24 protein-coding genes are annotated in these 21,775 nt (G+C 51.9%); 19 read left to right on the top strand and 5 right to left on the bottom strand.

Going from position 1 to position 21,775, the window contains the following annotated elements; genetic code table 11:
- Positions 1-103: 103 nt before the first annotated feature.
- From OEL90_RS03225 to OEL90_RS03205, 5 genes are all read left to right on the top strand, one after another.
- Positions 104-736 (top strand): TetR/AcrR family transcriptional regulator, encoded by a 633-nt coding sequence (locus OEL90_RS03225; RefSeq protein ID WP_291404560.1) that lies wholly within the window; start codon positions 104-106, stop codon positions 734-736.
- Positions 737-766: 30 nt separating this feature from the next.
- A complete protein-coding gene (locus OEL90_RS03220) occupies positions 767-1,747 on the top strand; it encodes an ABC transporter ATP-binding protein (protein ID WP_300687108.1) in 981 nt (326 codons plus the stop codon).
- Positions 1,748-1,750: 3 nt separating this feature from the next.
- Positions 1,751-2,794, top strand: coding sequence for an ABC transporter permease (locus OEL90_RS03215; protein WP_300687106.1), 1,044 nt, complete (start codon positions 1,751-1,753; stop codon positions 2,792-2,794).
- 93 nt (positions 2,795-2,887) lie between these two features.
- On the top strand, positions 2,888-3,895 hold the full coding sequence (locus OEL90_RS03210; protein ID WP_300687104.1) for an ABC transporter permease: 1,008 nt from the start codon (positions 2,888-2,890) through the stop codon (positions 3,893-3,895).
- A gap of 22 nt (positions 3,896-3,917) precedes the next feature.
- Positions 3,918-4,124 carry a hypothetical protein gene (locus OEL90_RS03205; protein ID WP_291404564.1) on the top strand — a complete coding sequence of 69 codons (207 nt, stop codon included), beginning with the start codon at positions 3,918-3,920 and terminating at the stop codon, positions 4,122-4,124.
- A 193-nt stretch (positions 4,125-4,317) separates the two neighbouring features.
- Here the strand turns inward: OEL90_RS03205 and OEL90_RS03200 are convergent, their stop codons facing one another.
- On the bottom strand, positions 4,318-4,824 hold the full coding sequence (locus OEL90_RS03200; RefSeq protein WP_300687102.1) for an FUSC family protein: 507 nt from the start codon (positions 4,822-4,824) through the stop codon (positions 4,318-4,320).
- A gap of 275 nt (positions 4,825-5,099) precedes the next feature.
- On the opposite strand from OEL90_RS03200, the gene OEL90_RS03195 reads away from it, so the two are divergent.
- The gene (locus tag OEL90_RS03195; protein ID WP_291404566.1) at positions 5,100-5,615 is read left to right on the top strand and encodes a type 1 glutamine amidotransferase domain-containing protein; all 516 of its coding nucleotides are present in this window, start codon (positions 5,100-5,102) and stop codon (positions 5,613-5,615) included.
- Positions 5,510-6,448, top strand: a complete 939-nt coding sequence (locus OEL90_RS03190) for a carbon-nitrogen hydrolase family protein (protein WP_331488101.1) — start codon at positions 5,510-5,512, stop codon at positions 6,446-6,448. The genes OEL90_RS03195 and OEL90_RS03190 overlap by 106 nt, the downstream gene beginning before the upstream one ends.
- Before the next feature lie 353 nt (positions 6,449-6,801).
- Here OEL90_RS03190 and OEL90_RS03185 read toward each other — a convergent pair whose 3' ends face one another.
- A complete protein-coding gene (locus OEL90_RS03185) occupies positions 6,802-7,098 on the bottom strand; it encodes a YciI family protein (protein WP_291404568.1) in 297 nt (98 codons plus the stop codon).
- Between the two features lie 115 nt (positions 7,099-7,213).
- A complete protein-coding gene (locus OEL90_RS03180; protein WP_291404569.1) occupies positions 7,214-7,768 on the bottom strand; it encodes a nitroreductase family protein in 555 nt (184 codons plus the stop codon).
- Positions 7,769-7,992: 224 nt separating this feature from the next.
- On the opposite strand from OEL90_RS03180, the gene OEL90_RS03175 reads away from it, so the two are divergent.
- Positions 7,993-8,889, top strand: a complete 897-nt coding sequence (locus OEL90_RS03175) for a fumarylacetoacetate hydrolase family protein (RefSeq protein ID WP_291404570.1) — start codon at positions 7,993-7,995, stop codon at positions 8,887-8,889.
- A gap of 102 nt (positions 8,890-8,991) precedes the next feature.
- Here the strand turns inward: OEL90_RS03175 and OEL90_RS03170 are convergent, their stop codons facing one another.
- Both OEL90_RS03170 and OEL90_RS03165 read right to left on the bottom strand, forming a co-directional pair.
- Positions 8,992-9,993 (bottom strand): hypothetical protein, encoded by a 1,002-nt coding sequence (locus tag OEL90_RS03170; protein WP_291404571.1) that lies wholly within the window; start codon positions 9,991-9,993, stop codon positions 8,992-8,994.
- A 294-nt stretch (positions 9,994-10,287) separates the two neighbouring features.
- Entirely contained in the window at positions 10,288-10,953 is a 666-nt protein-coding gene (locus tag OEL90_RS03165; RefSeq protein ID WP_291404572.1) for a GyrI-like domain-containing protein, read from the bottom strand.
- A gap of 242 nt (positions 10,954-11,195) precedes the next feature.
- On the opposite strand from OEL90_RS03165, the gene OEL90_RS03160 reads away from it, so the two are divergent.
- The 11 genes from OEL90_RS03160 (at position 11,196) to OEL90_RS03110 (ending at position 21,736) form a co-directional block, all read left to right on the top strand.
- On the top strand, positions 11,196-12,098 hold the full coding sequence (locus OEL90_RS03160; RefSeq protein WP_291404573.1) for a DUF4392 domain-containing protein: 903 nt from the start codon (positions 11,196-11,198) through the stop codon (positions 12,096-12,098).
- Positions 12,099-12,292: 194 nt separating this feature from the next.
- Positions 12,293-12,523: a DUF1858 domain-containing protein gene (locus OEL90_RS03155; protein WP_291404574.1), complete on the top strand. Its 231-nt coding sequence runs from the start codon at positions 12,293-12,295 to the stop codon at positions 12,521-12,523.
- Between the two features lie 2 nt (positions 12,524-12,525).
- Positions 12,526-13,815, top strand: a complete 1,290-nt coding sequence (locus tag OEL90_RS03150; RefSeq protein WP_291404575.1) for a DUF438 domain-containing protein — start codon at positions 12,526-12,528, stop codon at positions 13,813-13,815.
- A 494-nt stretch (positions 13,816-14,309) separates the two neighbouring features.
- On the top strand, positions 14,310-15,167 hold the full coding sequence (locus tag OEL90_RS03145; protein WP_291404576.1) for a GNAT family N-acetyltransferase: 858 nt from the start codon (positions 14,310-14,312) through the stop codon (positions 15,165-15,167).
- Position 15,168: 1 nt separating this feature from the next.
- Complete coding sequence (locus OEL90_RS03140; RefSeq protein ID WP_291404577.1) at positions 15,169-15,672, top strand: peptide deformylase; 504 nt, start codon at positions 15,169-15,171, stop codon at positions 15,670-15,672.
- A 27-nt stretch (positions 15,673-15,699) separates the two neighbouring features.
- Positions 15,700-16,704: a 3-dehydro-L-gulonate 2-dehydrogenase gene (gene yiaK / locus OEL90_RS03135; protein ID WP_291404578.1), complete on the top strand. Its 1,005-nt coding sequence runs from the start codon at positions 15,700-15,702 to the stop codon at positions 16,702-16,704.
- A 171-nt stretch (positions 16,705-16,875) separates the two neighbouring features.
- Positions 16,876-17,889 carry a zinc-binding alcohol dehydrogenase family protein gene (locus OEL90_RS03130; protein WP_291404579.1) on the top strand — a complete coding sequence of 338 codons (1,014 nt, stop codon included), beginning with the start codon at positions 16,876-16,878 and terminating at the stop codon, positions 17,887-17,889.
- 56 nt (positions 17,890-17,945) lie between these two features.
- A complete protein-coding gene (locus OEL90_RS03125; protein WP_291404580.1) occupies positions 17,946-18,416 on the top strand; it encodes a YhcH/YjgK/YiaL family protein in 471 nt (156 codons plus the stop codon).
- A 167-nt stretch (positions 18,417-18,583) separates the two neighbouring features.
- Entirely contained in the window at positions 18,584-19,579 is a 996-nt protein-coding gene (locus tag OEL90_RS03120; protein ID WP_291404581.1) for a Gfo/Idh/MocA family protein, read from the top strand.
- 34 nt (positions 19,580-19,613) lie between these two features.
- A complete protein-coding gene (yiaK, locus tag OEL90_RS03115) occupies positions 19,614-20,618 on the top strand; it encodes a 3-dehydro-L-gulonate 2-dehydrogenase (RefSeq protein WP_291404582.1) in 1,005 nt (334 codons plus the stop codon).
- A gap of 68 nt (positions 20,619-20,686) precedes the next feature.
- Positions 20,687-21,736, top strand: a complete 1,050-nt coding sequence (locus OEL90_RS03110) for a TRAP transporter substrate-binding protein (protein WP_291404583.1) — start codon at positions 20,687-20,689, stop codon at positions 21,734-21,736.
- Positions 21,737-21,775 lie beyond the last annotated feature (39 nt).

Genomic DNA, 21,775 nt, shown 5'->3' with positions numbered 1-21,775 from the left:
TAATGATTATCGCGCCGAATTAGAGGTATAATATGACCAAGAAGTCACATGACTTAGTGGTCATATCGATAGAAAGATCTGTAAGACAGCAGGAGGTGCAGCTATGCCAAAAGAGACCTTTTTCAATCTGCCGCCGGAAAAACGCGCTAAAATCGAAGAAGCTGCCATTCGGGAGTTCGTGGAATACAGCTTCGACAACGCCAGCGTGAACCGGATCGTCAAGGGGAGCGGGATACCCAAGGGCAGCTTCTACCAATACTTCGAGGACAAGAAGGACCTCTACAAACACATCATGTCCCTGATCATCGCAAAAAAAATGGAGTACCTGACGCCGGTGATGAAAAATCCGTTTGACCATGATTTTTTTGTCATCGTCAGAGAAATGTATGAGACGGGACTCAATTTTGCCAGGGATAATCCGGATTTTGTGGTCATAGGGAATCGTTTGAGGTCGGATCCTTCGCACGCGCTGTTCAAGGAGATCATCGAGGACAACATAGACAAGTCAAACCAGGTGTTCGAGCAGCTGCTGATCTTGGGGATCGAGCGGGGGGAGATTCGGCCGGACATCGATCTGGGGCTCACCGCCCACCTGATCAGCGCCCTCAACGTGGAGATCAGCGAGTATTATCAGAAGCACATTGCGAAGAAGGACGACTATTTTTATGATGATGGGGTTTTGGTGACCATCGGCAAATTTTTGGATCTTTTGAGATTTGGGATTGGGAAGGCTTAAGGGGTTCAGCAATTTCAGGAGGTGAAACACATGGTTAAAGTGGAAGGGCTTTACTACTCTTACACCAACGACGACAAGTACGCGGTGAAGGACATCAGCTTTGAGATCGCGGAGGGGGAATCCTTCGGGCTGCTGGGGCCGTCCGGGGCCGGGAAATCCACGACGCAGAACATTTTGACGGGGCTGCTGCCTCTGAAGACCGGGGAGGTCCAGGTGGCGGGCTACGATATGCACCATCCGAAGCGGGAGATGTTCAACAAGCTGGGGGTTTCCTTTGAGCAGTCCAACGTCTACGGCAAGCTGACGGCCCTGGAGAACCTGGAGTTCTACAGGAAGCTGTTCGACGTGCCAACCCTGGACCCTATGGAACTGCTGACCCTCGTGGGGCTGGAGCAGGTGGCGTCCAAGAAGGCGGCGACGTTTTCGAAGGGGATGAAGCACCGGCTGACCTTCGTGCGCAGCATGCTCAACCAGCCGATCCTGTGGTTCCTGGATGAGCCGACGACGGGGCTGGACCCAGCCATCGCCAGCGTGATCAAGGATATTGTGAAGGAGAAGAAGGAGCGAGGCACCACGATTTTTCTGACGACCCACAACATGTTTCTGGCGGATGAGCTTTGCGACCGGGTCGGGTTCATTGTGGACGGGGAGCTCAGGCTGATCGATTCGCCGCGAAATCTCAAACTCAAGTACGGCGAGAAGCTGGTCGAGGTGGAGTATGTGGAAGAGGCCGCTCAGGGTGATGAGGCCAATCAGGCCGTTGCGGCTGAACAGCCTATTGTCAGTGATTCTGCCGATGGCAGCGGCACCGGCACTGTGGGTCGGGCGACCATCGGCGGGGGTACCGGTACTGGTGCCCATCTGATCAGGCGGCACTTCTCTCTGGTGGATCCGGTGGAGGTCGCGGCGCTTCAGGAGGTGCTGGCCACCAGGAAGATTGAGACGATGCACACCAAGGAAGCGACGCTGGAGGAGATTTTTATCAAGGTCACCGGAAGAAAGCTGGTGTAAGCTATGAAATTTCTGACGACTTTTTTGAAGGACCTGAAGCTGTCCTTCCGGACCTTCTACATTTATATTGAAATCGCGCTGGCGGTGATTTTCATTCTGGTGATGCTGTTTGTGCTGCCGGAGAATTTTACGACGGAGCACGACATCTACACGCTGATCGAACTGGAGGAGCCGGCGTATAGTTCGGTGCGGACACTCTTTGACGAGGGCGCTGAGGCGGACCGGCTGATCTATCTGGACAGCCGGGAAGCGATTGAGAACGCCCTGCTGGAAGACCGGGAGGCCGCGGGAATCCATGTGTTCCAGAGCGCGGAAGGGCGGATCACCTATGACTTCGTGCTGCAGGGCTACGAGAGTCCGAAACTGGTGGAACTGCTGAAGCAGACTTTTATTGGGGACCTGACGACTTATATGCCTGACTATGAGGATCAGGTGTCGATCACGACCCTCGGTGGGGCGCGGGAGAAGCTGTCTGACCGGCTGACGGTGCTGCCGGTATTTCTCGTGCTGAACTCCGCCTTTACCGGGCTGTTTATTGTGGCGGCCTACATCTTTATGGACAAGGATGAGGGTACAATCAAGGCGCTGACGGTGACACCCGCGAAGATTTCAGATTATCTGCTGGCTAAGCTCGGGATGATGCTGGTTATGGGCATGCTGACGTCGCTTTTGGTGACGGTGGCCATAGCTCGCGGGTCAGCCCACTATGGGCCGCTCATGATTTTTATGGCGGCGGCCAACCTGTTTGGCACGGCGATTGGGCTCCTGCTCACCAGCTTTTACGATGATCTGATGAAGGCCATGAGCAGCATTTTTGTCGTCGTCTTTGTGCTGGCGTTTTCGACGATTTCGTATTTTATGCCGTCCTTCAGCCCACTCATCATCCGGATGATCCCGACGTATCCTATGCTGGTGTCGATCCGGGAGCTGCTGTATCAGCAGCCGAACCTGACTTACGTCTACGCGACTGCGGGCGGGCTCTTGGCTGGTGCGGCCTTGATTTTCATGCTGGCGCTCTACCGGTTCAAGAAGACGCTGACGGTTTGAGTTTGGGATGGGGTTTGGGCATAGGCTGGGATTTGGACTGGAACTTGGGTTTCATCCTGGTCCTGAACTCGGTCAAAGGGGAGGTGACGGGTAATGTTTCGGAAAATTTTGAGGATCACCGGACGGGATGTCCGGAGTGGTCTTAGGGATAATATTATTGTGTATGTCATTTTGGCGCCGTTCCTCAGCGCGCTCATCCTGCGGGGTCTGATTCCGTCCGTGGGGGCCAATGTGCTGCAGATGGCGGTGGATCCGAGTGTAGAGCCGGCGGTGGTGGAATATCTTGAGACCATCGGCAAAGTGGAGGTTCTGGAGGCGGACGGGGAGGCCCTGGAACGCAGGGTCCGAGCCACGGACGACGTGTTTGGCCTGCGTCAGGCGGGCGAGGGGGGCTTTGAGATTGTGAAGGAAGGCAACGAGCAGGAGGGCATGGACGAGATTTTTGAGCTGGTGCTGGATGCTTATGTCAACCAGGACCTTGAGCTGCCGATGGACGCGCTCGTCTCCGACATTGGCTGGAAGCTGCCGCCGCTCAAGCAGTTCGGGGCGTCGGTGCTGGTGGTCTTCATGTCGGTCTTCGGGGGCATGGTGATCCTGATCAACCTGGTGGAGGAGAAGCAGGACAATACGCTGTCGGCCATGAACGTGGCGCCGGTGAGCCGGAAAGCTTTTGTTATTGGAAAAGGGCTTTTGGGCGTCGTGATTCCGGTGATTCACGCCTTTGGGGTGCTGCTGATCCTGGGGTTTGAGGGGCTGAACTACGGCATGGTCACAGTGGCGATATTTTCTATTGCGTTGATCAGCGTGCTGATTGGCTTTGTGATTGGGGTTATGAACGACAACGTGATCAGCGCGGCGTCCAGCATGAAGGTGCTGTTTGTGCCTATTTTAGCGTCGATTATGGGCGCGATTTTCCTGGCGGACAAGTGGAATCCATTGCTTTACTGGTCGCCGTTTTACTGGGCGTTTGACAGCATGAACCGCATTGTGCTGCTGGAGGCGACCTGGGGCGTGGTCCTGCGAAACACTGGGATTGTGCTGGCGATTACGGCGGTGGTCTTCGCGCTGCTCAGCAGGCGGATCGCGCGTGGGCTGAACTGAACTTTTTAAGGAGGTCTATTAAATGGACGGACTCGCACTTTTAGGTATATTTCTCATCCTTTATAGCGTCGCGGTGGTTTGGATTGCCGCGAAAAAACCCGAAAAGATCTGGAATATGGCCAAAATTAGACTGTTCCGGAAGCTGCTGGGCGAGCAGGGCACTGTGATCTTCTTTTATGTCTTTGCGGTGATCGCGGCGGCTGTGGGTGTTTGGCTGATGGCGAAGTAGAAGCTTAAAAAGGACGGAGAAATGGAAAGTGAATCCATTTCTCCGTCCTTTTAGGTTTAAGCTGTTAGCGGAAAGGGTGACTTTGACGTCATAGGGGAGGACGATAGGCTCTGGTACAAAGTTGAACTGAGTGCCTGTCACCAAGTTAAATCCGGTGCCAGAGCTAAGTGTAAGATTACACCATTTGTGTCCATCAAGCGGGTTCTGCAGGCTCCGGACTTTCCGGCTGCTTGACACAGCGGTTGATCACCACGGCTATGACGATCCCAACAATGGTCTCAATCGTTCGAATGATGGCATAGGTATAGGGGTCTCCGGTATACTGCATCATGATGATGACGAAGACCACCGTCGCGAGGCCTGACGCTTCCTTGAAGCGGATGATGTTGCACAGCAAAATGGTCAACACAATGCCCAGAGGGATCAGCAGGATGGAAATGCTTTCGACCGGGATGTGCCGCGTGGCGTACAGAATGATGACGGACATGAGGCCGCCAACCAAAGTGGCCATAATCCGCATTTTGCCATAGGAAATGGAATGGGCAATGCTGTCCTGCATGGTGGTGATTGCCGCAATGCCGGCGTACATGGGGGCAGGGTAGTCCATCAGCTTCGCGAGGGTCAGGATGATTAGGACTGCCAGGGCGGTTTTGAGGTTGCGCAGACCTGGGATATAGGCGGGGTGCTGGGGGTCGGACATGGCCATCGGCCCTCCTTTTCTTTGTCTTTTTTTCTTTGCTTTTCTTCTCTTCTCTTTGCTCTGCTATCTTTGCAAAACATTCACGTCATTCAAGAGTGTCCTTAATTAATATAAGTACAACGTTACCCAGAATGGGACCGCAGCAAACAGCGGCATTCGGATTCGGGGGAAACAGTTTGTTTTCAGAATAGAAAAATCGGGTAAAAATTGAGACAGGCAATTACTCTCACAGTTGAGTCGGCTAACCGAACGCGACAACCGAAAGGAGCTTGAACATGGGAAGAGACAAAATTCTGATTCTCACGGATGACTACGCGGAGGATCTTGAGCTGCTGTATCCATACTACCGGATGATCGAGGCGGGCTATAATGTGGTGATGGCCTCGGACGCAGGCGGTCGCGGTCTCAAAGGGAAGAATGGTGTACCGTATAAAAGTGACGTCTCCTGGGACGACATCAGCGGTTCGGAGTTCGTGGGGCTGCTCATTCCGGGTGGGTGGGCGCCGGACAAGCTGAGACGCAATGACAAGGTGAAGGCGATTGTGCGGGAGATGAATGAGGATGGCAAGCCCATCGGCATAATCTGTCATGCGGGGTGGGTCACCATATCCGCCGGGATCATGAAGGGGCGCACGGCGACGTCGACGCCAGCGATCCGGGACGACATGGAAAATGCGGGCTGCAAGTGGGTCAACGAGGAAGTGGTCGTGGACGGCAACCTGATTTCGAGCCGGGCGCCAATGGACCTGCCGGCGTACATGAAGGCGTTTATCCAAGTACTGGAGGGCTAATGGTGAAGCTTAAAGCAGCTTTGGTTCAAATGGCGGTGACCGCGGATAAGCGCGCCAATCTGGAGACGGCCGAGAGGTATGCGGCTCAGGCGGCGGAGGCCGGGGCGGACCTGGTGGTGCTGCCGGAGATGTTCAACTGCCCATATTCCAACGACAGCTTTCCCATTTATGCGGAGCCTGAGGGCGGCGAGACCCACCAGTTTCTCTCGAAGCTGGCCGGGCGCCTGGGAATCTGGCTGGTGGCCGGGTCCATTCCGGAGCGGGCGCGGGACGGGAAGCTCTACAACACGTCCTTTGTGTTCGACCGCAGGGGCCGTCAGGTGGCGAAGCACAGCAAAATGCACCTGTTTGACATTGATATAGAGGGCGGGCAGCGGTTTAAGGAATCTGACACTCTGTCGGCCGGGTCCCAGGTCACGGTGTTTGAGACGGAGTTCGGGCGCGTCGGCCTGGCAATCTGCTACGACCTGCGGTTCCCCGAGCTGGCCAGGATGATGGTGGACCAAGGCGCGAAGATTCTGGTGGTGCCGGCGGCGTTCAACATGACGACGGGGCCGGCGCACTGGGAGATTCTGTTCAGGAACCGGGCGCTGGACAATCAGGCCTATGTGCTCGGGGCAGCGCCTGCGCGGGATGTCAACGGGCCTTATGTGTCCTATGCCCATTCGCTGGCGGTGTCCCCGTGGGGGGATGTCATCGAGATGCTGGAGGCGGCCCCGGGCATGATTTTGGCGGAGCTTGACATGGATTACGTCGAGAAGGTCCGGCGGGAGCTGCCGCTCCTCGCGCACCGCAGGCATGATGTCTATACGCTGAAGCAGTGTAAGGTGTAGGGGGCTTGGGTTGGGGAACCGGTTCAGGTATCGGTTCAGGTATCGGTTCAGGTATCGGTTCAGGATGATTGGTCATCGAGGGCATCGCGGTCAGAGAATTTCAGTGCTTGGTCTGCCGATGGTCCCCAAACCACCAACGCGCACCATCGATCTGAAAAATTGAAAGTCCTTCACTCCATTTAGTGGCGAACAAACCACTGGAGTGAAGGACTTTTGTCGTAGAATTGAGTATTATGACACCGAGCTCTGGCCCCAAATTAAAACCTGTCCGCGTCCCCAGAATGAAACCTGTCCGCGTCCCCAAGTTGAAACCCGTCCGCGCGGCTTGTAGCCTATTGGCCTCCAACTAAAACCTATGGCTTAATAAACCCCGGAACCTTGCAAAGGCTGACCTCGACGGTTCTCCAGACGTCGCCAACGACATAAGGCTCGACCTCCAGCCATGCGTCCAGCGCTGCACGGTCTTCGAATTCCATAATCAAGGCTGAGCCAACCATGCGCTCATTGTCGTCCATTAATGCGACCGCATAAAGCAATTCGCCCGTATCTTTCATTTGCTGGGCCAGGGCAAGGTGGTTGTCTCTGACAGCCAGGCGTCGCGACATGGCGCCTTCGTCTGAGTCGTCGCGTCCAATAACTAGAAATTGCATGGAATCTCTCCTTCACAATAAAATGATCTGCATATCCTGTAGCAGGTGCCGTCCTATTGTCAAGCCTACCAACCATCGGCTGCGCCTTTTTTAAACCGACCTGCGAGTCCTGCCGCTACCGGATCCAGTCAAAGACGTCCTTCTGTCTGGACGGCTTGGGAAGGACCTTTTTCGGGTCCTCGTATCCGAGGCACACGGCATAGAGCGGTTTGTAACCGTCGCGGATTTTCAACTTCCCATAGGCCTCAGGGAGTTGAAAGTAAGAACTGATCAGACCGACCCACACGGAGCCTATGCCCAGGCTGTGCGCCGCCACCAGCATGTTTTCCACCGCCGCTGAGGCGTCCGCCACAGGTGAATAGACGTCGCTTCGGACGGAGACAATGACGACCGTAGGCGCTTTGTGCAGCAGGTGGTAGCGCTCGCTCGCGCCGAATTTGCGGATCCAGTCGACCTCAGAGTCCCGCATGACGTTCTTGGTGGCGTCGTTGATGTGATCGATCAGCGCCTGATCCTGCAGGATCGTGAAGCGCACCGGCTGGGTGTTGTGGCCGCTGGGCGCCTGGTTGCCCGCCTCAATGACTGCGAGGATGTCCTCGTCCTTCAGCTGGTCCGGAAGAAAGCGCCGGACGCTTTTTCGTTCGTATAGAGCTTTTATAACGTCGTTCATAGTAACCTCCTGTAAAGACAGTGATTGTTTTATCCGATGGTCAGTAAGCAACTCTGTCGCCCATACCGCCACCGAATCACAGTAAAAATTAAGCCATTTAAATTTGACCTCACCTAATTATAATGCAGGAATTGGCAAAAAAAACAACCTTTCAGCAAGAATTGCGAAAAAAGATGCAAAAGTTGTTTATAATAAACCTAAGAAAACAAAAAGGAGGCCACACAGTGAAATTCGTCAGATTCAAAACGGGAGACCAGATTCTGCTGGGACTCTTCAATAAGTCAATGACGCACATCTATGAACTGAACCATTTGATTCCCGGAAAGCAGTTTGAAACCTTGAACGCGTTTATTGAAAGCGTTACTGAGGACGAGCTTGCGATCCTCAAGGAAATCAGCTGCTGCGCCGCGCTGCAGGAATTTCCTTCCTATGCGGCTGAAGCCGTGTCACTTTTGGCGCCCCTTCAGAAGACCAAGCACGACGTGCTGTGTCTCGGACTCAATTACAGGGAGCACGTCAAGGAAACCGCCAAGAATTTGAACCACGCACCGACAATGCCGGAGCACCCGGTCTACTTCTCGAAGCGCGTCCTTGAAATGATGGGGCCTGATGATGAGATTTCTTATTCCACCTCCGGATCGACCCAGCTGGATTATGAAGTGGAGCTGGCGGTCGTCATTGGCAAGGCTGGACGTGACATTCCTGCGGATCAGGCTGAGGACTACATCTTTGGCTATACAATCCTGAATGACCTTTCCGCCAGGGACATGCAGGCCAGACATTTGCAATGGTTTAAGGGCAAAAGCCTTGATGGTTTTACGCCCATCGGCCCATGCCTTGTGCACAAGTCGGAGCTGCCGCTGCCGCTGAGCCTCGATTTGAAGAGCTACGTCAACGGCGAGCTGCGACAGGACGGCAATACGTCTGATTTCATTTTCAATATTCCAACGGTCATTGCGGACCTGTCGATGGGCATGACGCTGGAGCCGGGGGACATCATTGCCACCGGGACGCCGAAGGGGGTTGGCATGGGCTTCAGCCCGCCTAAATACCTGACGGCTGGGGATGAGGTCATTTGCGAGATTGAGGGCATTGGGATTTTGCGGAATGTGATTCGGTAGGAAAAACTCGGTGGAAACTCGGTGTCAGACACCGAGTTTCATGAAAAGGGGACTCTGGGGCAAGTAAGAACTTGCCCCGGAGCCCCCTTTTTACGTTTTTCGCTACATCGTCAAATTCACTTGCAGTCTCACTATGGTGTCATCCTCAAGTTCTGCGTGGAAGAGGTGGTATTCGCCGGAGAGGTCAAAGCTGTGGAGGGTGTTGCCGTTTTCGAGGGTCTCGATCACGGAAGCCTCGCCGTAGAGCGTGGTGAGGGTTTCGAGGCTGTCTCCGACTTTGAGGCCACGCGGCGTAGAGTAATCGGGATTGTCTGTGGAGATCATAAAGACCTCGTTCTCGATGATCATGATTTCAATGCCATTCTCATAGTAGCGTGTCTCTTCGTAACCGTCGTGGTTCACTTCGACGCGCTCAGGTTGTTGTGCCATGCGGAAGTCGAGCTCCAGGGCGGCTAGTCTCACGGAGAGATTGCCAAGCCGGAGGTCTTCTATGGTCAGATCGTCCACTGGCGTATCCGTGACAACCGGGATGGTGCGCTGGGTGATGTTGAGAGGTTTTGGGCTGCCGTCCTGAAGGTAGAGCGATTCCTTTTCAAGGCCAGCGACGAAGCCCTTCATGACAATATCCGTGGTCCCAATTTCCGGCATGTACTGTTCCAAAGTGACGTCGATCAGATAGTCTGTGGCTTCAGCTTTTCCAAACTGATATTGAACGCTGCTGGAGCCTTGATCCGCAAAGACGAGCAGGAGCGCGTAACTTTCGAAGTACGCATCTCCATAGTTCAGGGTCTGGCCTTCACGGGCGTTTTTAAAGCCGTAGGTTTCAATGGCTTTCTCCCACGCGGCAGTGTTGTCGATGAGAAGCCCAAACAACTGGCCTTCTCCTTTTTCGCGGAGTGCGCTCTGGGCCTCGGCAAGACCTTCGTGATAGTCACCTATAATTGGAAAGGCAAAAGGCGGCGTTGTGTAGGATTGGTCCTCGACCGGAGGCGTCGTCACCGGCGGCTGCTCGGGCGCTGGCTCCGGTTGTGCGGGCGGGGTTGCGCAGGCGACGAGGGCGAATACAAGGATCAGCATAATGCTGAGAATTGATAGTTTTTTCATCAGTGAGGTCTCCTTTCAGATCTGGTGCGAGCCTGGTTTGTGGCTGTTAGAATGCTTCTGGCCGCAGTTGTTTCGGTTTATAATAGCTGGAATATAAACTTAGACGTCAGAAGTCTGAAAAAGTTTCACCGGATGAAAATTTTGAAAGGACGTGATGAAGTGTCCTCAATGGTGTAAATTTACACTAAGCTCTGGCACTGGATCAACTTGAGTGTCAGTCACTCAAGTTGAAATGGTGCCAGACACTCAACTTAAAACAGTGACTGTCACCCCGAAAAGCGACCTCAAACCCCGTCATTTCTTCGCCACTCTAAACCTCAAAACAGTCTTCAACTTTGCAGTCTCGGTCTTTCGCGGGTCGGACAGATAGATTTCACGGTGCGTCTTGGAGGCCCGAACCCAGCCCTGCTCAGCGCAGTAGGCCTCCATGGCGGCGAAACTCGCGGGTTCATCGGCATAACTTCCGAGGTGCATCATCTGGCAGCAGGCGCCTTCCGTCAGAGTCGTCAGCGTCACGCGCGACAGCGGCAGCCCCGGCTTCTTCTTTCCTGCTTCAGCCAGAAAACGCTCAAACAAAGACGGCGTCAGAAAGTCCGGCTGCCGGATCATCAAGGTGTATTTGAAATTATCTTTATCCAGCGTCGCTTTAGTATAATCGATCAGGTCCCAGACGCCCTCCAGGGGGTAGACGGTGTACTCATAGTAACCGTCCGGAACCGCAGCGCTCTTGTAAGACATCTTGACCGCATAGCTGAGAGCATAAAGCGCCTCAACCGCCTCGGAAAACGCCGGGGCGTCCGGGCTGCCGGAGCCTTCTATGGTCAGGAACAGCAGCTCCGGCACCTCAACCAGCTCCGGTTTTTCCTTTGGCAGGTAGAGCCATTTGAAATCCTTTTTGTAGTCCACTTTCCTTGGCGCCTCTGTCGCGGTGCTGGCAGTGCTGGCGGTGGTGACTGACATTTCATAAAACCCCTTTCGAAGTGTAGGATTCAGTCGGATCAACGACTATCGGCGGATTGTTCTTGTTTTCACAATTTTTGCGGGGTAAAATGGAACTATAGTTATCCTTAGAAATTCGACGAGCTACACAAGTGAAAATCCAAGGCCCAATTCGGCCGTAAAATTCGAACGAGCTTTCAATGCCCGCAGCGCTGCGCGAGTCCGCGCTGCTCACCCCCAACGTTCAAGGAGGCCACTGACCCATGCCAAAGGAACCGTACCACCTGAGCGCTGATCAGGCGCAAACCCTCTCTGAGCTCGAAGCCCTTGCCTATGAACGGCTGGCGAGTCGCGGACTCGGTGGCCTGGATCTTCCAGGGGCTTACCTGGAGGCTGCCCGGCGGCTCCTGGACGCAAAAAGCATCCTGATTCTGACCGGGTTTCCCATCCGGGGCGCGGCACTCGGCGAGACGGACGGACCTCCAGGTGCACTGGCCCTGGGCAATGCCCTTGAGCGTCTCGGCATCCAAGTGGCCTACGCCACTGACGACACCTCTGCGCCCCTCCTGGCACTCGGCGGCCCCAAACTCAGCCTGCGCGCCGCCATTTATCCGTTCCTGCCAGAAGTTGACGAGACGACCCTTGAGCGCCTGTACACCGACTTTGATCCGGATTTGGTCTTTGCCATCGAGCGCCCAGGGAAAGCTGCCGATGGTCTCTGCCACTCCATGCGCGGCGAAGTGATCTCCGACCTGACCCCATCCCTCGACCTGTTCTTTGAGCTGGCGGTCCGGGACCACAAGTCAACCCTGGCCATAGGCGACGGCGGCAACGAGATTGGCATGGGCCGGCTCTACGAGGCCGTCGTGAAGCAAGTGCCGAGAGGTGAAACGATTGCCGCGGTCACAGCGGCAGACATCCTGATGCCGGCGGCCGTCTCCAACTGGGGGGCCTACGTTTTAGCGGGGACCCTGTCCCTCCTCTGCGGCCGCGACCTGCTGATTTCCGCTGAAACCGCCTCCGACCTCCTCCACACCATGGTCGATATGGGTGCTGTCGATGGCGCCACCAAACGCCAGGAAGCCACCGTCGACGGCTACAGCTTTGAGGAAAATCAGGCGGTGATCAAAGCGGTGCACGATCTGCTGGTGCCGTGGGTTCAATGACGAGTAAGAAGGTCTCTGACACCGGCTTCCATCTCAGCGGCTTACGCCTATTGCCCCATCCGCTTTTTTTGTGGACTGTGACCATCGGCTAAAGCTGTTCTTATCATTTTTACCCTCAATATTTGATTTGGATCACAACATTTTCTGCGGGAATTCGCTAAGATGGAGTCAGAAAATCGTTACGGAGGGTACAAATGGGTATATTAGATTTGAATAAAACGGTTTATAGTTTGTGCGAGGAATATCCGCAGCTGGTGGGCATCCTGCAGGGCCTCGGCTTTGAGAGCATAGGCAATCCCATCATGATGAAAACCGCAGCGCGTGTCATGACCATCCCCAAGGCCGCTCAAATGAAGGGCCTGCCGATGGTCACCATCATCACCGCCTTGCAGGAAGCGGGGTTTGTCGTTGAAGGAGGAGAATGACTTTGAGTGAGTACATTGACAACCGAAGCAGTGCCAATAGTGACAGCGCCAAAAGCAACCGCGCGGAGCGGCAGAAGGTCCTGAAGGACATCATCCTGCAGCTTCACGAGGGCAAGGATCCGGCAGACGTCAAGAATGAATTCGCCAAGTTGATCGACGGCGTGTCGGCCAGCGAGATCTCTGAGATGGAGTCTGGTCTCGTCGCAGAGGGCATGGCCATTGAGGAAATCCAGAAGCTGTGCGACGTCCACGCAGAAATTTTCCGAGGCGCGGTCACCCAGATTCATACGACCTCCAAGGAAGAGGAAAAGCCCGGGCATCCGGTTCGAGTGCTTCGTGAGGAGAACTTCGCCATTGAGAGTCTGCTGAAGAATACGCTGATGCCAAAGGTCGCGGCGCTGACGGATGCGACTGTGGCGGAGAAACGTTATGAGATGCTTGAGGATGTCAATCTGCTCCTGGATATTGACAAGCACTACAGCCGCAAAGAGAATATTTTCTTCCCTTACATGGAAAAGTACGGCATATCAGCGCCGCCAAAGGTCATGTGGGGCGTGGATGATGAGATTCGGGCTATGATCAAAGGGTTAAAGGCTTTGCTGTCTGGTCCGGATGCGACGGCGGTAGAGCTTCAGGAAGCCGCTGAAGCCATGAACGCGAAGATTCTCGATATGATCTTTAAAGAAGATTCCATTCTGATCCCTATGCTGCTGGAAACCCTGACTGAGGACGAGTGGGTTGAGATCGCCCTGGACAGCGACGAGATTGGCTACTGTATCGTCAGTCCGGAGGCTAAGTGGAAGCCATCCAGAATGGTGCCTTTTGGCGCGCCTGGAGAAGAGGCGGCCGCGGAGGCCTCAGCGGCTGCCGATGGTATGGTTCGAATGGAAACGGGCATTCTCAGCGTGGATGAGCTGACCAGGTTGTTGAATACATTGCCAATCGACATGACGTTTATTGATAAAGACGACACAGTGAAATACTTCTCCCAATCCGCTGAGCGGATCTTCCCGCGCACGAAGTCCGTCATTGGCCGCTCCGTCCAGAACTGCCATCCGCCTTCAAGCGTTCATGTGGTGGAAACCATTTTGGAAGCCTTTAAGGCTGGCCGCAAGGACCACGAGCACTTCTGGATTCAGATGGGCGACGCCATGATTTACATCCGCTATTTTGCGGTGCGGGATGATCAAGGCGCGTACCTGGGGACACTGGAAGTCACGCAGAACATTGCCCCAATCAAGGCTATTGAGGGGCAGAAGCGTTTGCTGTCGGAAGACTTTAGCGAAGGCTAACAGACGTGCATAAACTGGAGAAGAATTGCCTAAGTGTGAGCTTGCTCACACAGAGGTGATTCTTTTTCAGTTTATATAGGGCGCAGCCCGGTACCGAAGCGCAGCCCCAAATCACGCGCAGCGTGGTTTGGGGCGTAGCGAGGTGCACGTCTGTTAGTTTGAGGTGAACCTTGATCGACAGGACGCAGCCGTAAGAAGATTGCCAAACTAGTGAATGGATTCACACACCTCAAAGCCGCTCGGTTAAAAGCCTTAGCGGCTTTTTTTCATTTGAAGCTCTGGTACACTAATGAACTGAGTGTCAGACACCGAAACCAACTGAGTGTCAGACACCGAAACAAACTTGGTGTCAGACACCGAAACAAACTGAGTGTCAGACACCGAAACAAACTTGGTGTCAGACACCGAAATAATTTTTGTACCTGTCCCCAAAGAAAAAGGGTAACATAGAATAATGTAAGCATAATATTCAAGCCAAACCTTCGAGGTGATCCATGACAGATCCAACAGAATACAGCGCTGCATTCCTTGAAGCAGACGAAATCACCCGGCGCGGGTTATGGAGCGAGCTCCAGAGCTTTGCCATGGAGGACCCAGCAAGGCATTACTTTATATTGTTGGGGCTTCTAAACCCGGAAAAGACGTTTCAAAGTGTCATTACCCTGCGCGCCAGAGACGACAAACTGAAAGCAGCCTATTTCCAACGGTCTTCAGGCAACGCGCAGCTGATGATGTCCCCCGATCTGCTTAAACCTGCCATTCAGCCGGAGAGCCTGCGGCCCTTTGCAGAAGCCATTCGGCGAATTGGCTTCAACCAGCTCATCGCTGCAGCGTCCTACTGCAAGCAGCTTGAGCCCTTTAACCTCTTCGTGAGCCATTTCATTGGCGCGGAAATCTCCGTCATGTCCCCTGGTATCGCAGCATCTGAAGCTCTTAATAAGGAGATCCATTACGACCTCAACCCCCTAAAAGTTGAAGATCTGGACGAAATCATTGACCTTTACCAACGCTGCTTTCACTCCTTCACGCCCCGGCCCATCATGGAAGAAAAGCTCCTCGCCGCACGCGGCCATGGTGTCGTTGTCAGGGAAAACGGTCGGATCATAGGCTGTGCCCAAAGTGAATTTGAATCCCCTCATCAAGCCTTGATTGTGGGCGTGGCCACGGAGCCGGAAGCCAGAGGCAGAGGCATCGCTTCAGCCTGTGTCGCAGGGCTGATCAACAGCCTGGCAACGCCTGAAAGATCCTTCGCCCTCCAATATGACAATCCAAGCGCAGGCAGAATTTACAAGCGACTGGGCTTCGTCCCAGTGGACCATGTAGGTCACTATCATTTCAGAAGGGAGCAGTAAAATGGCTATTCGAGAAATCCTGCTTCTGGGACACGACCACTTGAGAGCCGAGTGCGCGCCCCTGGAAGACACCCAAAAAGAGCTGGCAGCAAAAGTAGCAGAAGACCTGAGGGATACCCTCCTCAACTTCAGAAAAAATTTTGGCTTCGGTCGTGCCATTGCCGCGCCTCAAATTGACGCCTTAGTAAGAATTCTTTACATGAACATAAGCGGCGAAGAAACCGTATTCGTCAATCCGGTTCTGGAGCCCGTCGACAAGGAGACCTTCTATGTCTGGGACGACTGCTTCAGCTTTCCGGGCCTCGAAGTCTGGCTGAAGCGTTACAAACACGTGCGCATCAAATACCTTGACCTGAACTGGCAAGAACAAGAGCTTTTAGCCGATGGTGACCTCGCCGAGCTCCTCCAGCACGAGTACGACCACCTGGACGGTATCCTCGCCGTTGACCACGCTCAAACCTCCAAAAGTCTCAGATTCAATAAAGACAAGATGGGAAAGGCTTAAAGAACACAACCCCGAAAGGAGCCGAAAATGCGCATTGCCTACTCAACCATGATCCAAACTTATACCGACATCCTCACGCGGCGAGGCGCCAACCCGGATGTCGCGGTCCTTACCGCCAAAATTATGGCAGACAACAGCCTGGACGGCGTTTACACCCATGGCGCTAACCGCTTCCCAAGATTGATCCAATATATTGACGAAGGCTACATCGATGTCAACGCTAAGCCGGAATGCCTCCTCAGCGCCGGTGCCTTCGAGCGGTGGGACGGGCACCTCGGCATGGGCGTCCTGAACGCCAGAGCTGCCATGGACCGGGCTGTTGAGCTGGCCTCCGAACACAGCGTCGGCATCGTTGCACTGGGCAATACCAACCACTGGATGCGGGGCGGTGCCTATGGCTGGCAGGCCGCGGACGCAGGCTGCGTGGGGATCTGCTGGACCAACACCCGACCCAACATGCCCGCCTGGGGCGGCATGGATAAAAAAATAGGCAATAATCCCTTTGTCCTGGCCGTTCCTCGAAGCGATGGCCGCCATGTCGTCGTCGACATGGCTATGTCGCAGTTCTCCTATGGCAAGATAGAGGAAGCGCGACTCCAGGGAAAAAAGCTCCCTGTCGCAGGCGGCTATGATACAAACGGCAATATGACGGATGACCCCGTCGAAATAGAAAAGACCATGCGCGTTCTTCCCACAGGTTTTTGGAAGGGCTCCAGCATGTCGGTTGCACTGGATCTCATCGCCGCGCTGCTGTCCGCGGGACTCACCACCTCGGAAGTGGGCCGCCGCTATACGGAAGAGTATGGCTTGTCGCAGGTTTTCGTCGCCATCGGCCAAAATCAGTTTAACTCAGCGGAATTTTCAGACGGTCTGATTGAATCCGTGATTCAGGACCTCAAGGGCTCGGAGCCCGTGGCCGCCGACACCATCCTCCGCTATCCCGGCGAGCGCGACTACAAGGTGCGCCTGGAGCAGCTTGAAAACGGCATTGAAGTGGTGCCGGAGGTGTGGGAGAAGATTTTGGGGTTGTAGAAATGAATGAAATGAAATGAAAAATGTTGTCATACATCCAGTTTCTTTAAGGACAAAAAGAGCCGATTAATAAACAAATCAGCTCTTTTCTTTTTTGATGAATTTTAGTACAATACTAGTATACAAGTTGAAGATTGAACTTATCGATTGAACGACCATGGAGGAATTAGGATGAAAGCGGTATATCTTGAAGCACCCGGTGTGATTTATATGAAAGAAATTGAGATGCCAGAATCAAAGCCAGGCTACGCGCTTATCAAAGTGAAGGCCGCAAGTATATGTGGCTCTGATGTCGGCGCATTTCGAGGAAACAATGTGTTGGTCACTTACCCGAGAATTCTGGGTCATGAAGTTGCTGGTGAAATTGTTGAAATTGGACCAAACGATAAGGGTCTAAAACCCGGAGATCGTGTCATCCTGGATCCCTATGTCTACTGCGGAAAATGTTATCCTTGTTCAATTGGGAGGACTAATTGCTGTGAGAATCTTGAAGTTTTAGGTGTACACCGGGACGGTGGCATGGCGGAGTACTTTTCTCATCCGGACCATTTGCTGCACAAAGTTCCGGAGGAAATCGACTGGGACCTGGTACCGCTGGCAGAGCCACTGACCATATCGCTTCACTCGATCCACAGAGCAGGATTAAAGGCAGGAGAGCATATTACAATCATTGGCGCCGGGCCTATTGGACTGGTTGCAGCACTTGCAGCATTAGAGTATGGGGCAGTCCCAATTCTTATCGATGTGTTGGATGAACGACTTGACTATGCTAAAACACTCGGCATCTCTAACACGATCAACAGCTCAAAAACGGATGCACTTCAAGCTATTAAGGAGTTGACATTGGGTGTCATGTCACAGGCCGTGGTTGAGGCATCGGGCTCAAATCAAGCAATCCGAGCGACTTTGGATTATGTATCCTATGCAGGAAGAGTTGTGTTTACAGGATGGCCAAAAGCAGACACCGAGTTGCCCACTGCTTTGATTACCAAGAAAGAACTGGATTTGAGGGGTTCCCGGACAAGTGCCGGTGAATTTCAAGAAGCCCTTGACCTGATCTTAAATTCTAAAGTCGATGTTGGCGCGACCATTTCAAAGCGCGTCGCATTTGAAGACTTGGCTCAGGCTGTTGTCGACCAATCATCGACACCGGAGAAATACCTTAAAATCATATCTGTATTTTAAAGAACTTGCAGACTTCAATGCAAATATTATCAACTATTTAAAATGGAGGCGTAACCATGATTTTCGGAAATCTGTACAATCAGGGCAATGAAGCAACTTATCCAGAACCAGTTAAAAGAGCGCTTAATTATCTGAAAGCGAATGACATGTTGGCCATGGAGGCCGGTGTATATGAACTGGATGGTAAGAAGATGTACGTTCAGGTTATTGATACAACCACAAATCTAATCGAGAATAAGCGTCCGGAAGTTCACAGAAATTATGTAGATCTTCAATACTCGCCGGCGGGGAATGAGTTGATTGGCTTTGTCCCTGACTTGGGTAAATTTTCTTCTTCAGAGGGTTATCAGGATGACAGAGATATTATGTTCTACGATCATGTTGAAAATGAAGTTTTCCTAAATATGACCGCTGGCAGTTTTGCTGTATTTTTCCCTTGGGATGTTCATAGGCCAGCTTGTGCCATGGGTGAACCGATCTCCATCAGAAAAATTGTCATGAAACTTCATATGTCATTATTTGAGTAAATCTCAATGATCAAAATTGACCTGACAGACCTATTCAGGAGTTGTTTATGGATTGACCCAACCATTCTTGTATGGTAGTATAGTTGTGAACAAGAAAAATTCTGAATATTTGTCTTCTGAAGAAAAAGCAGGACGAATCAGTGCGATCTGAAAATAGGAGGCACACCATGAAAAATGTGCGTTGGGGTATGATTGGGCATGGATCAGTCACGGAAGTAAAAAGTGGTCCAGGTCTTTATAAATCAGAACATTCCACTTTAAAAGGAGTCTATGGCCGAAATTCTGAAAAAGCACATGACTATGCGGTGCGGCATGGCATTGAGCATGTCTATGACTCAGTGGATGAAATGCTTGGGGATCCGGAGGTAGACGCAGTTTATTTGCCTGTACCGCCGAAATTTCATAAAGAGTATGCTATAAGATGTTTGGAAGCTGGTAAGATTCCCTACATTGAAAAGCCAATGGCTCAAACCTATCAAGATTGTCTTGAAATCATGGAAAAGGCAGAGGAAATAGGACTACCCGTTTACGTCGCGTTTTATCGCAGGGGTATGGAAAAGTATATCAAGATTAAGGAAATGTTGGAGGATCAGCTTATTGGCAGGGTTCGCTGCGTGGAGGTCAGGCATCTGATGCCGCCTGAAGCATCGGATTTTGACAGGGGGAATCTTCCATGGCGCTTAATGCCGGATATTTCAGGCGGCGGCAAGTTCCTGGATATGGGTGTCCATGTACTTGATATTCTCGACTTTTTCTTTGGTAGTATTATTGAAGCTAATGGTGTTGCTGAGAATTTAGGTGGACTCTACGAGGTTGAAGACACCGTTTCCGCGAGTTTTAAATTCGAAAACGGCGTTGTTGGCAATGGATTATGGTGTTATGTTGCGGATCATGCCGAAGAGGTTGTTCGGATCATAGGGGATGCAGGTACTATGACATTTGAAGGATTAGGCTATGGACCGGTAACCGTTGTGAGTAGTGATGGCGAAAAACAGTTCTCATTTACACCTCCAGAGCACGTGGGGATGCCATATATTCAATCCATTGTTAATGAAATTGCAGGATATGACAAGAGTCCAGCTAACCTAAACAGTGCTGCAAACGTCATAAAAGTCACAGATCAAATATTGGATGAATACAGAAAGCGCTACTCACACAAGTAACAGAAAGTCAGTGCGTTATAAAGGAGAATAGTCCATGAGAATTTCACAGGAAGATATGATCCAAGAATTTAAACGGGTCCTTGTCAGCAAAGGCTTTAATGAGAACGATGCGTATGAATCAGCGAAACTTTTTACAGAGAATAGTCTTGACGGGGTTTATTCGCATGGTGTCAATCGTTTTCCACGCGTTGTAAGCTACATTGACAAAGGTTATATTGACGTCAAAGCTAAACCAGAAAAAGTATCTTCCATTGGGGCATTTGAGCGATGGGACGGTAAACTCGGAATGGGTAATCTCAATGCTAAACTTGCTATGGAACGTGCCATTGAGCTTTCAAAGGAGTTTGGAATTGGGCTTGTCGCCATCGGAAATACAAATCACTGGATGCGGGGCGGCGCTTACGGATGGCAGGCAGCAAATGCCGGCTGTGTCGGAATTTGCTGGACGAACACTCTTCCTAACATGCCTGCATGGGGCGGGAAAGACCGTCGAATAGGAAATAATCCTTTTGTCATTGCGGTACCTAAATCCAATGGCCAACATTTAGTTGTCGATATGGCTATGGCTCAGTTCTCCTACGGAAAAATCGAGGAAACCAAATTCAAAGGCGCACAGCTGCCGGTTGCAGGCGGGTATGACCAAAATGGTGAATTGACTACAGAACCAGAAGAAATTGAAGCAACATGGCGAGTACTTCCAATAGGTTTCTGGAAAGGTTCCGGCATGTCGATTGCACTGGATCTCGTCGCAGCGATTCTGTCAGCAGGGATGTCCACGACTGATATAGGGAAGAAATGCGAAGATGAATATGGACTGTCTCAGGTATTGATTGCTATTGACCCTAGACATTTCAATACAGAGGAATTTACGGATGATGTTATTAACCGGGTCATCGAAGATGTGAAAGGTTCAATTCCGGTCACTGAAGGTTCCAATATCCGTTATCCCGGAGAACGGGACTATCAGACGAGACTTGAAAACCTGAAAGATGGCATTCCGGTATTGCCTGAAATTTGGGAAACCATCAAAGCACTCTAAGAAAGCAGTTTTGTGGCAACAACGGCGAAAGCCGCATAATATCAAACAAAACAAAAGGGGAGAATCAGATGAAAAAGTATTTGTCATTGATCATGGTGTTACTTCTGGCAGTCAGTGTGTTTGCCGGTTGTGCGCCTAAGGCCGAGGCACCAGCTGAAACACCAGCTGAAACACCTGCAGAAGCAACACTCGAACCCGTTAACCTCGTAGTCGCGCACAACCAGACTTCAACCGAAAACCCTTACCAATATGGTCTTTTAAAATTTAAAGAAGTGGTTGAAGAACTTTCCGCAGGCAACATCACAGTAACGGTCCATAATGGTTCAATTGGCACAAACGAATCTGAATTAATTGAAAAATTGTCCCTTGGCGCTGCAGATATGGTCGTCGCTTCTCCTGGCTTTATGACAGCCATTGGCGTCAATGAAGTGGATATGCTGTCACTCCTTTACCTGTTTAATAGCTTTGATCACTGGGAAAAAGCACTTGACGGTGAGTTTGGCATGAAAATGAAAGAAGTTATTACTGAGAAAACAAACAACGAGTTCTTGATCATGGACTACTGGAGTTCAAGTGTCCGCAACTATTATGGCAAAGCGCCAATCAATGTGCCACAAGACGCAGCCGGTTTTAAAATCAGAACGCAGTCTTCCCCTGTTCAACAGGAATTCTGGGCAAATGCTGGTGCGATCCCGACTTCAGTTGCATGGGGTGAGCTTTATCAAGCACTCCAACAAGGCGTTGTAGACGCTGCTGAGAATGACTACACTAACTTTATGCTACAGGATCACCACAAGACCAAAAATGGCATGTATGTTTCCGAAACAATGCATGACTACACAACGCGACTTCTTCTCATGAATGGCGATCGCTTTGACGCGCTTCCTGAGCAGCAGCAAGCTTGGATTCTTGAGGCTATTGACGCAGCAACAGCTGAAGAAAGAGCAGTCACTTATCGTATGCTTGACGAGTCAAAAGCAAAAGTTATCGCAGATGGCGGCGTTGTCAATGAAGTTGACCTTGACGCTTTCCGTGAATTAGCTGTTCCTATTCAGGACAAATATGCTCAAGAGAATGGCATGGAAGAGTTCCTCGAGATGGTACGCGCAATTAAATAAATGACAGGCAGCGGTGCAATAAGGGTCAATTCATTATCC

The organism is Acidaminobacter sp. (assembly GCF_030247605.1).
Taxonomy (GTDB): Bacteria; Bacillota; Clostridia; order Peptostreptococcales; family Acidaminobacteraceae; genus Acidaminobacter.
The sequence above is the reverse complement of the archived record's forward strand: the minus strand, read 5'-3'. Positions and strand labels throughout refer to the sequence as shown.

Bases quoted from the DNA above. Each gene is read 5' to 3' on its own strand.
- OEL90_RS03225 (WP_291404560.1), top strand. From the start codon at position 104: ATGCCAAAAGAGACCTTTTTCAATCTGCCGCCGGAAAAACGCGCTAAA.
- OEL90_RS03220 (WP_300687108.1), top strand. From the start codon at position 767: ATGGTTAAAGTGGAAGGGCTTTACTACTCTTACACCAACGACGACAAG.
- OEL90_RS03215 (WP_300687106.1), top strand. From the start codon at position 1,751: ATGAAATTTCTGACGACTTTTTTGAAGGACCTGAAGCTGTCCTTCCGG.
- OEL90_RS03120 (WP_291404581.1), top strand. From the start codon at position 18,584: ATGAAAAATGTGCGTTGGGGTATGATTGGGCATGGATCAGTCACGGAA.
- OEL90_RS03145 (WP_291404576.1), top strand. From the start codon at position 14,310: ATGACAGATCCAACAGAATACAGCGCTGCATTCCTTGAAGCAGACGAA.
- yiaK (WP_291404578.1), top strand. From the start codon at position 15,700: ATGCGCATTGCCTACTCAACCATGATCCAAACTTATACCGACATCCTC.
- OEL90_RS03140 (WP_291404577.1), top strand. From the start codon at position 15,169: ATGGCTATTCGAGAAATCCTGCTTCTGGGACACGACCACTTGAGAGCC.
- OEL90_RS03125 (WP_291404580.1), top strand. From the start codon at position 17,946: ATGATTTTCGGAAATCTGTACAATCAGGGCAATGAAGCAACTTATCCA.
- OEL90_RS03130 (WP_291404579.1), top strand. From the start codon at position 16,876: ATGAAAGCGGTATATCTTGAAGCACCCGGTGTGATTTATATGAAAGAA.
- OEL90_RS03200 (WP_300687102.1), bottom strand. From the start codon at position 4,824: ATGTCCGACCCCCAGCACCCCGCCTATATCCCAGGTCTGCGCAACCTC.
- OEL90_RS03180 (WP_291404569.1), bottom strand. From the start codon at position 7,768: ATGAACGACGTTATAAAAGCTCTATACGAACGAAAAAGCGTCCGGCGC.
- OEL90_RS03185 (WP_291404568.1), bottom strand. From the start codon at position 7,098: ATGCAATTTCTAGTTATTGGACGCGACGACTCAGACGAAGGCGCCATG.
- OEL90_RS03210 (WP_300687104.1), top strand. From the start codon at position 2,888: ATGTTTCGGAAAATTTTGAGGATCACCGGACGGGATGTCCGGAGTGGT.
- OEL90_RS03170 (WP_291404571.1), bottom strand. From the start codon at position 9,993: ATGAAAAAACTATCAATTCTCAGCATTATGCTGATCCTTGTATTCGCC.
- OEL90_RS03110 (WP_291404583.1), top strand. From the start codon at position 20,687: ATGAAAAAGTATTTGTCATTGATCATGGTGTTACTTCTGGCAGTCAGT.
- OEL90_RS03160 (WP_291404573.1), top strand. From the start codon at position 11,196: ATGCCAAAGGAACCGTACCACCTGAGCGCTGATCAGGCGCAAACCCTC.
- OEL90_RS03195 (WP_291404566.1), top strand. From the start codon at position 5,100: ATGGGAAGAGACAAAATTCTGATTCTCACGGATGACTACGCGGAGGAT.
- OEL90_RS03155 (WP_291404574.1), top strand. From the start codon at position 12,293: ATGGGTATATTAGATTTGAATAAAACGGTTTATAGTTTGTGCGAGGAA.
- yiaK (WP_291404582.1), top strand. From the start codon at position 19,614: ATGAGAATTTCACAGGAAGATATGATCCAAGAATTTAAACGGGTCCTT.
- OEL90_RS03205 (WP_291404564.1), top strand. From the start codon at position 3,918: ATGGACGGACTCGCACTTTTAGGTATATTTCTCATCCTTTATAGCGTC.
- OEL90_RS03165 (WP_291404572.1), bottom strand. From the start codon at position 10,953: ATGTCAGTCACCACCGCCAGCACTGCCAGCACCGCGACAGAGGCGCCA.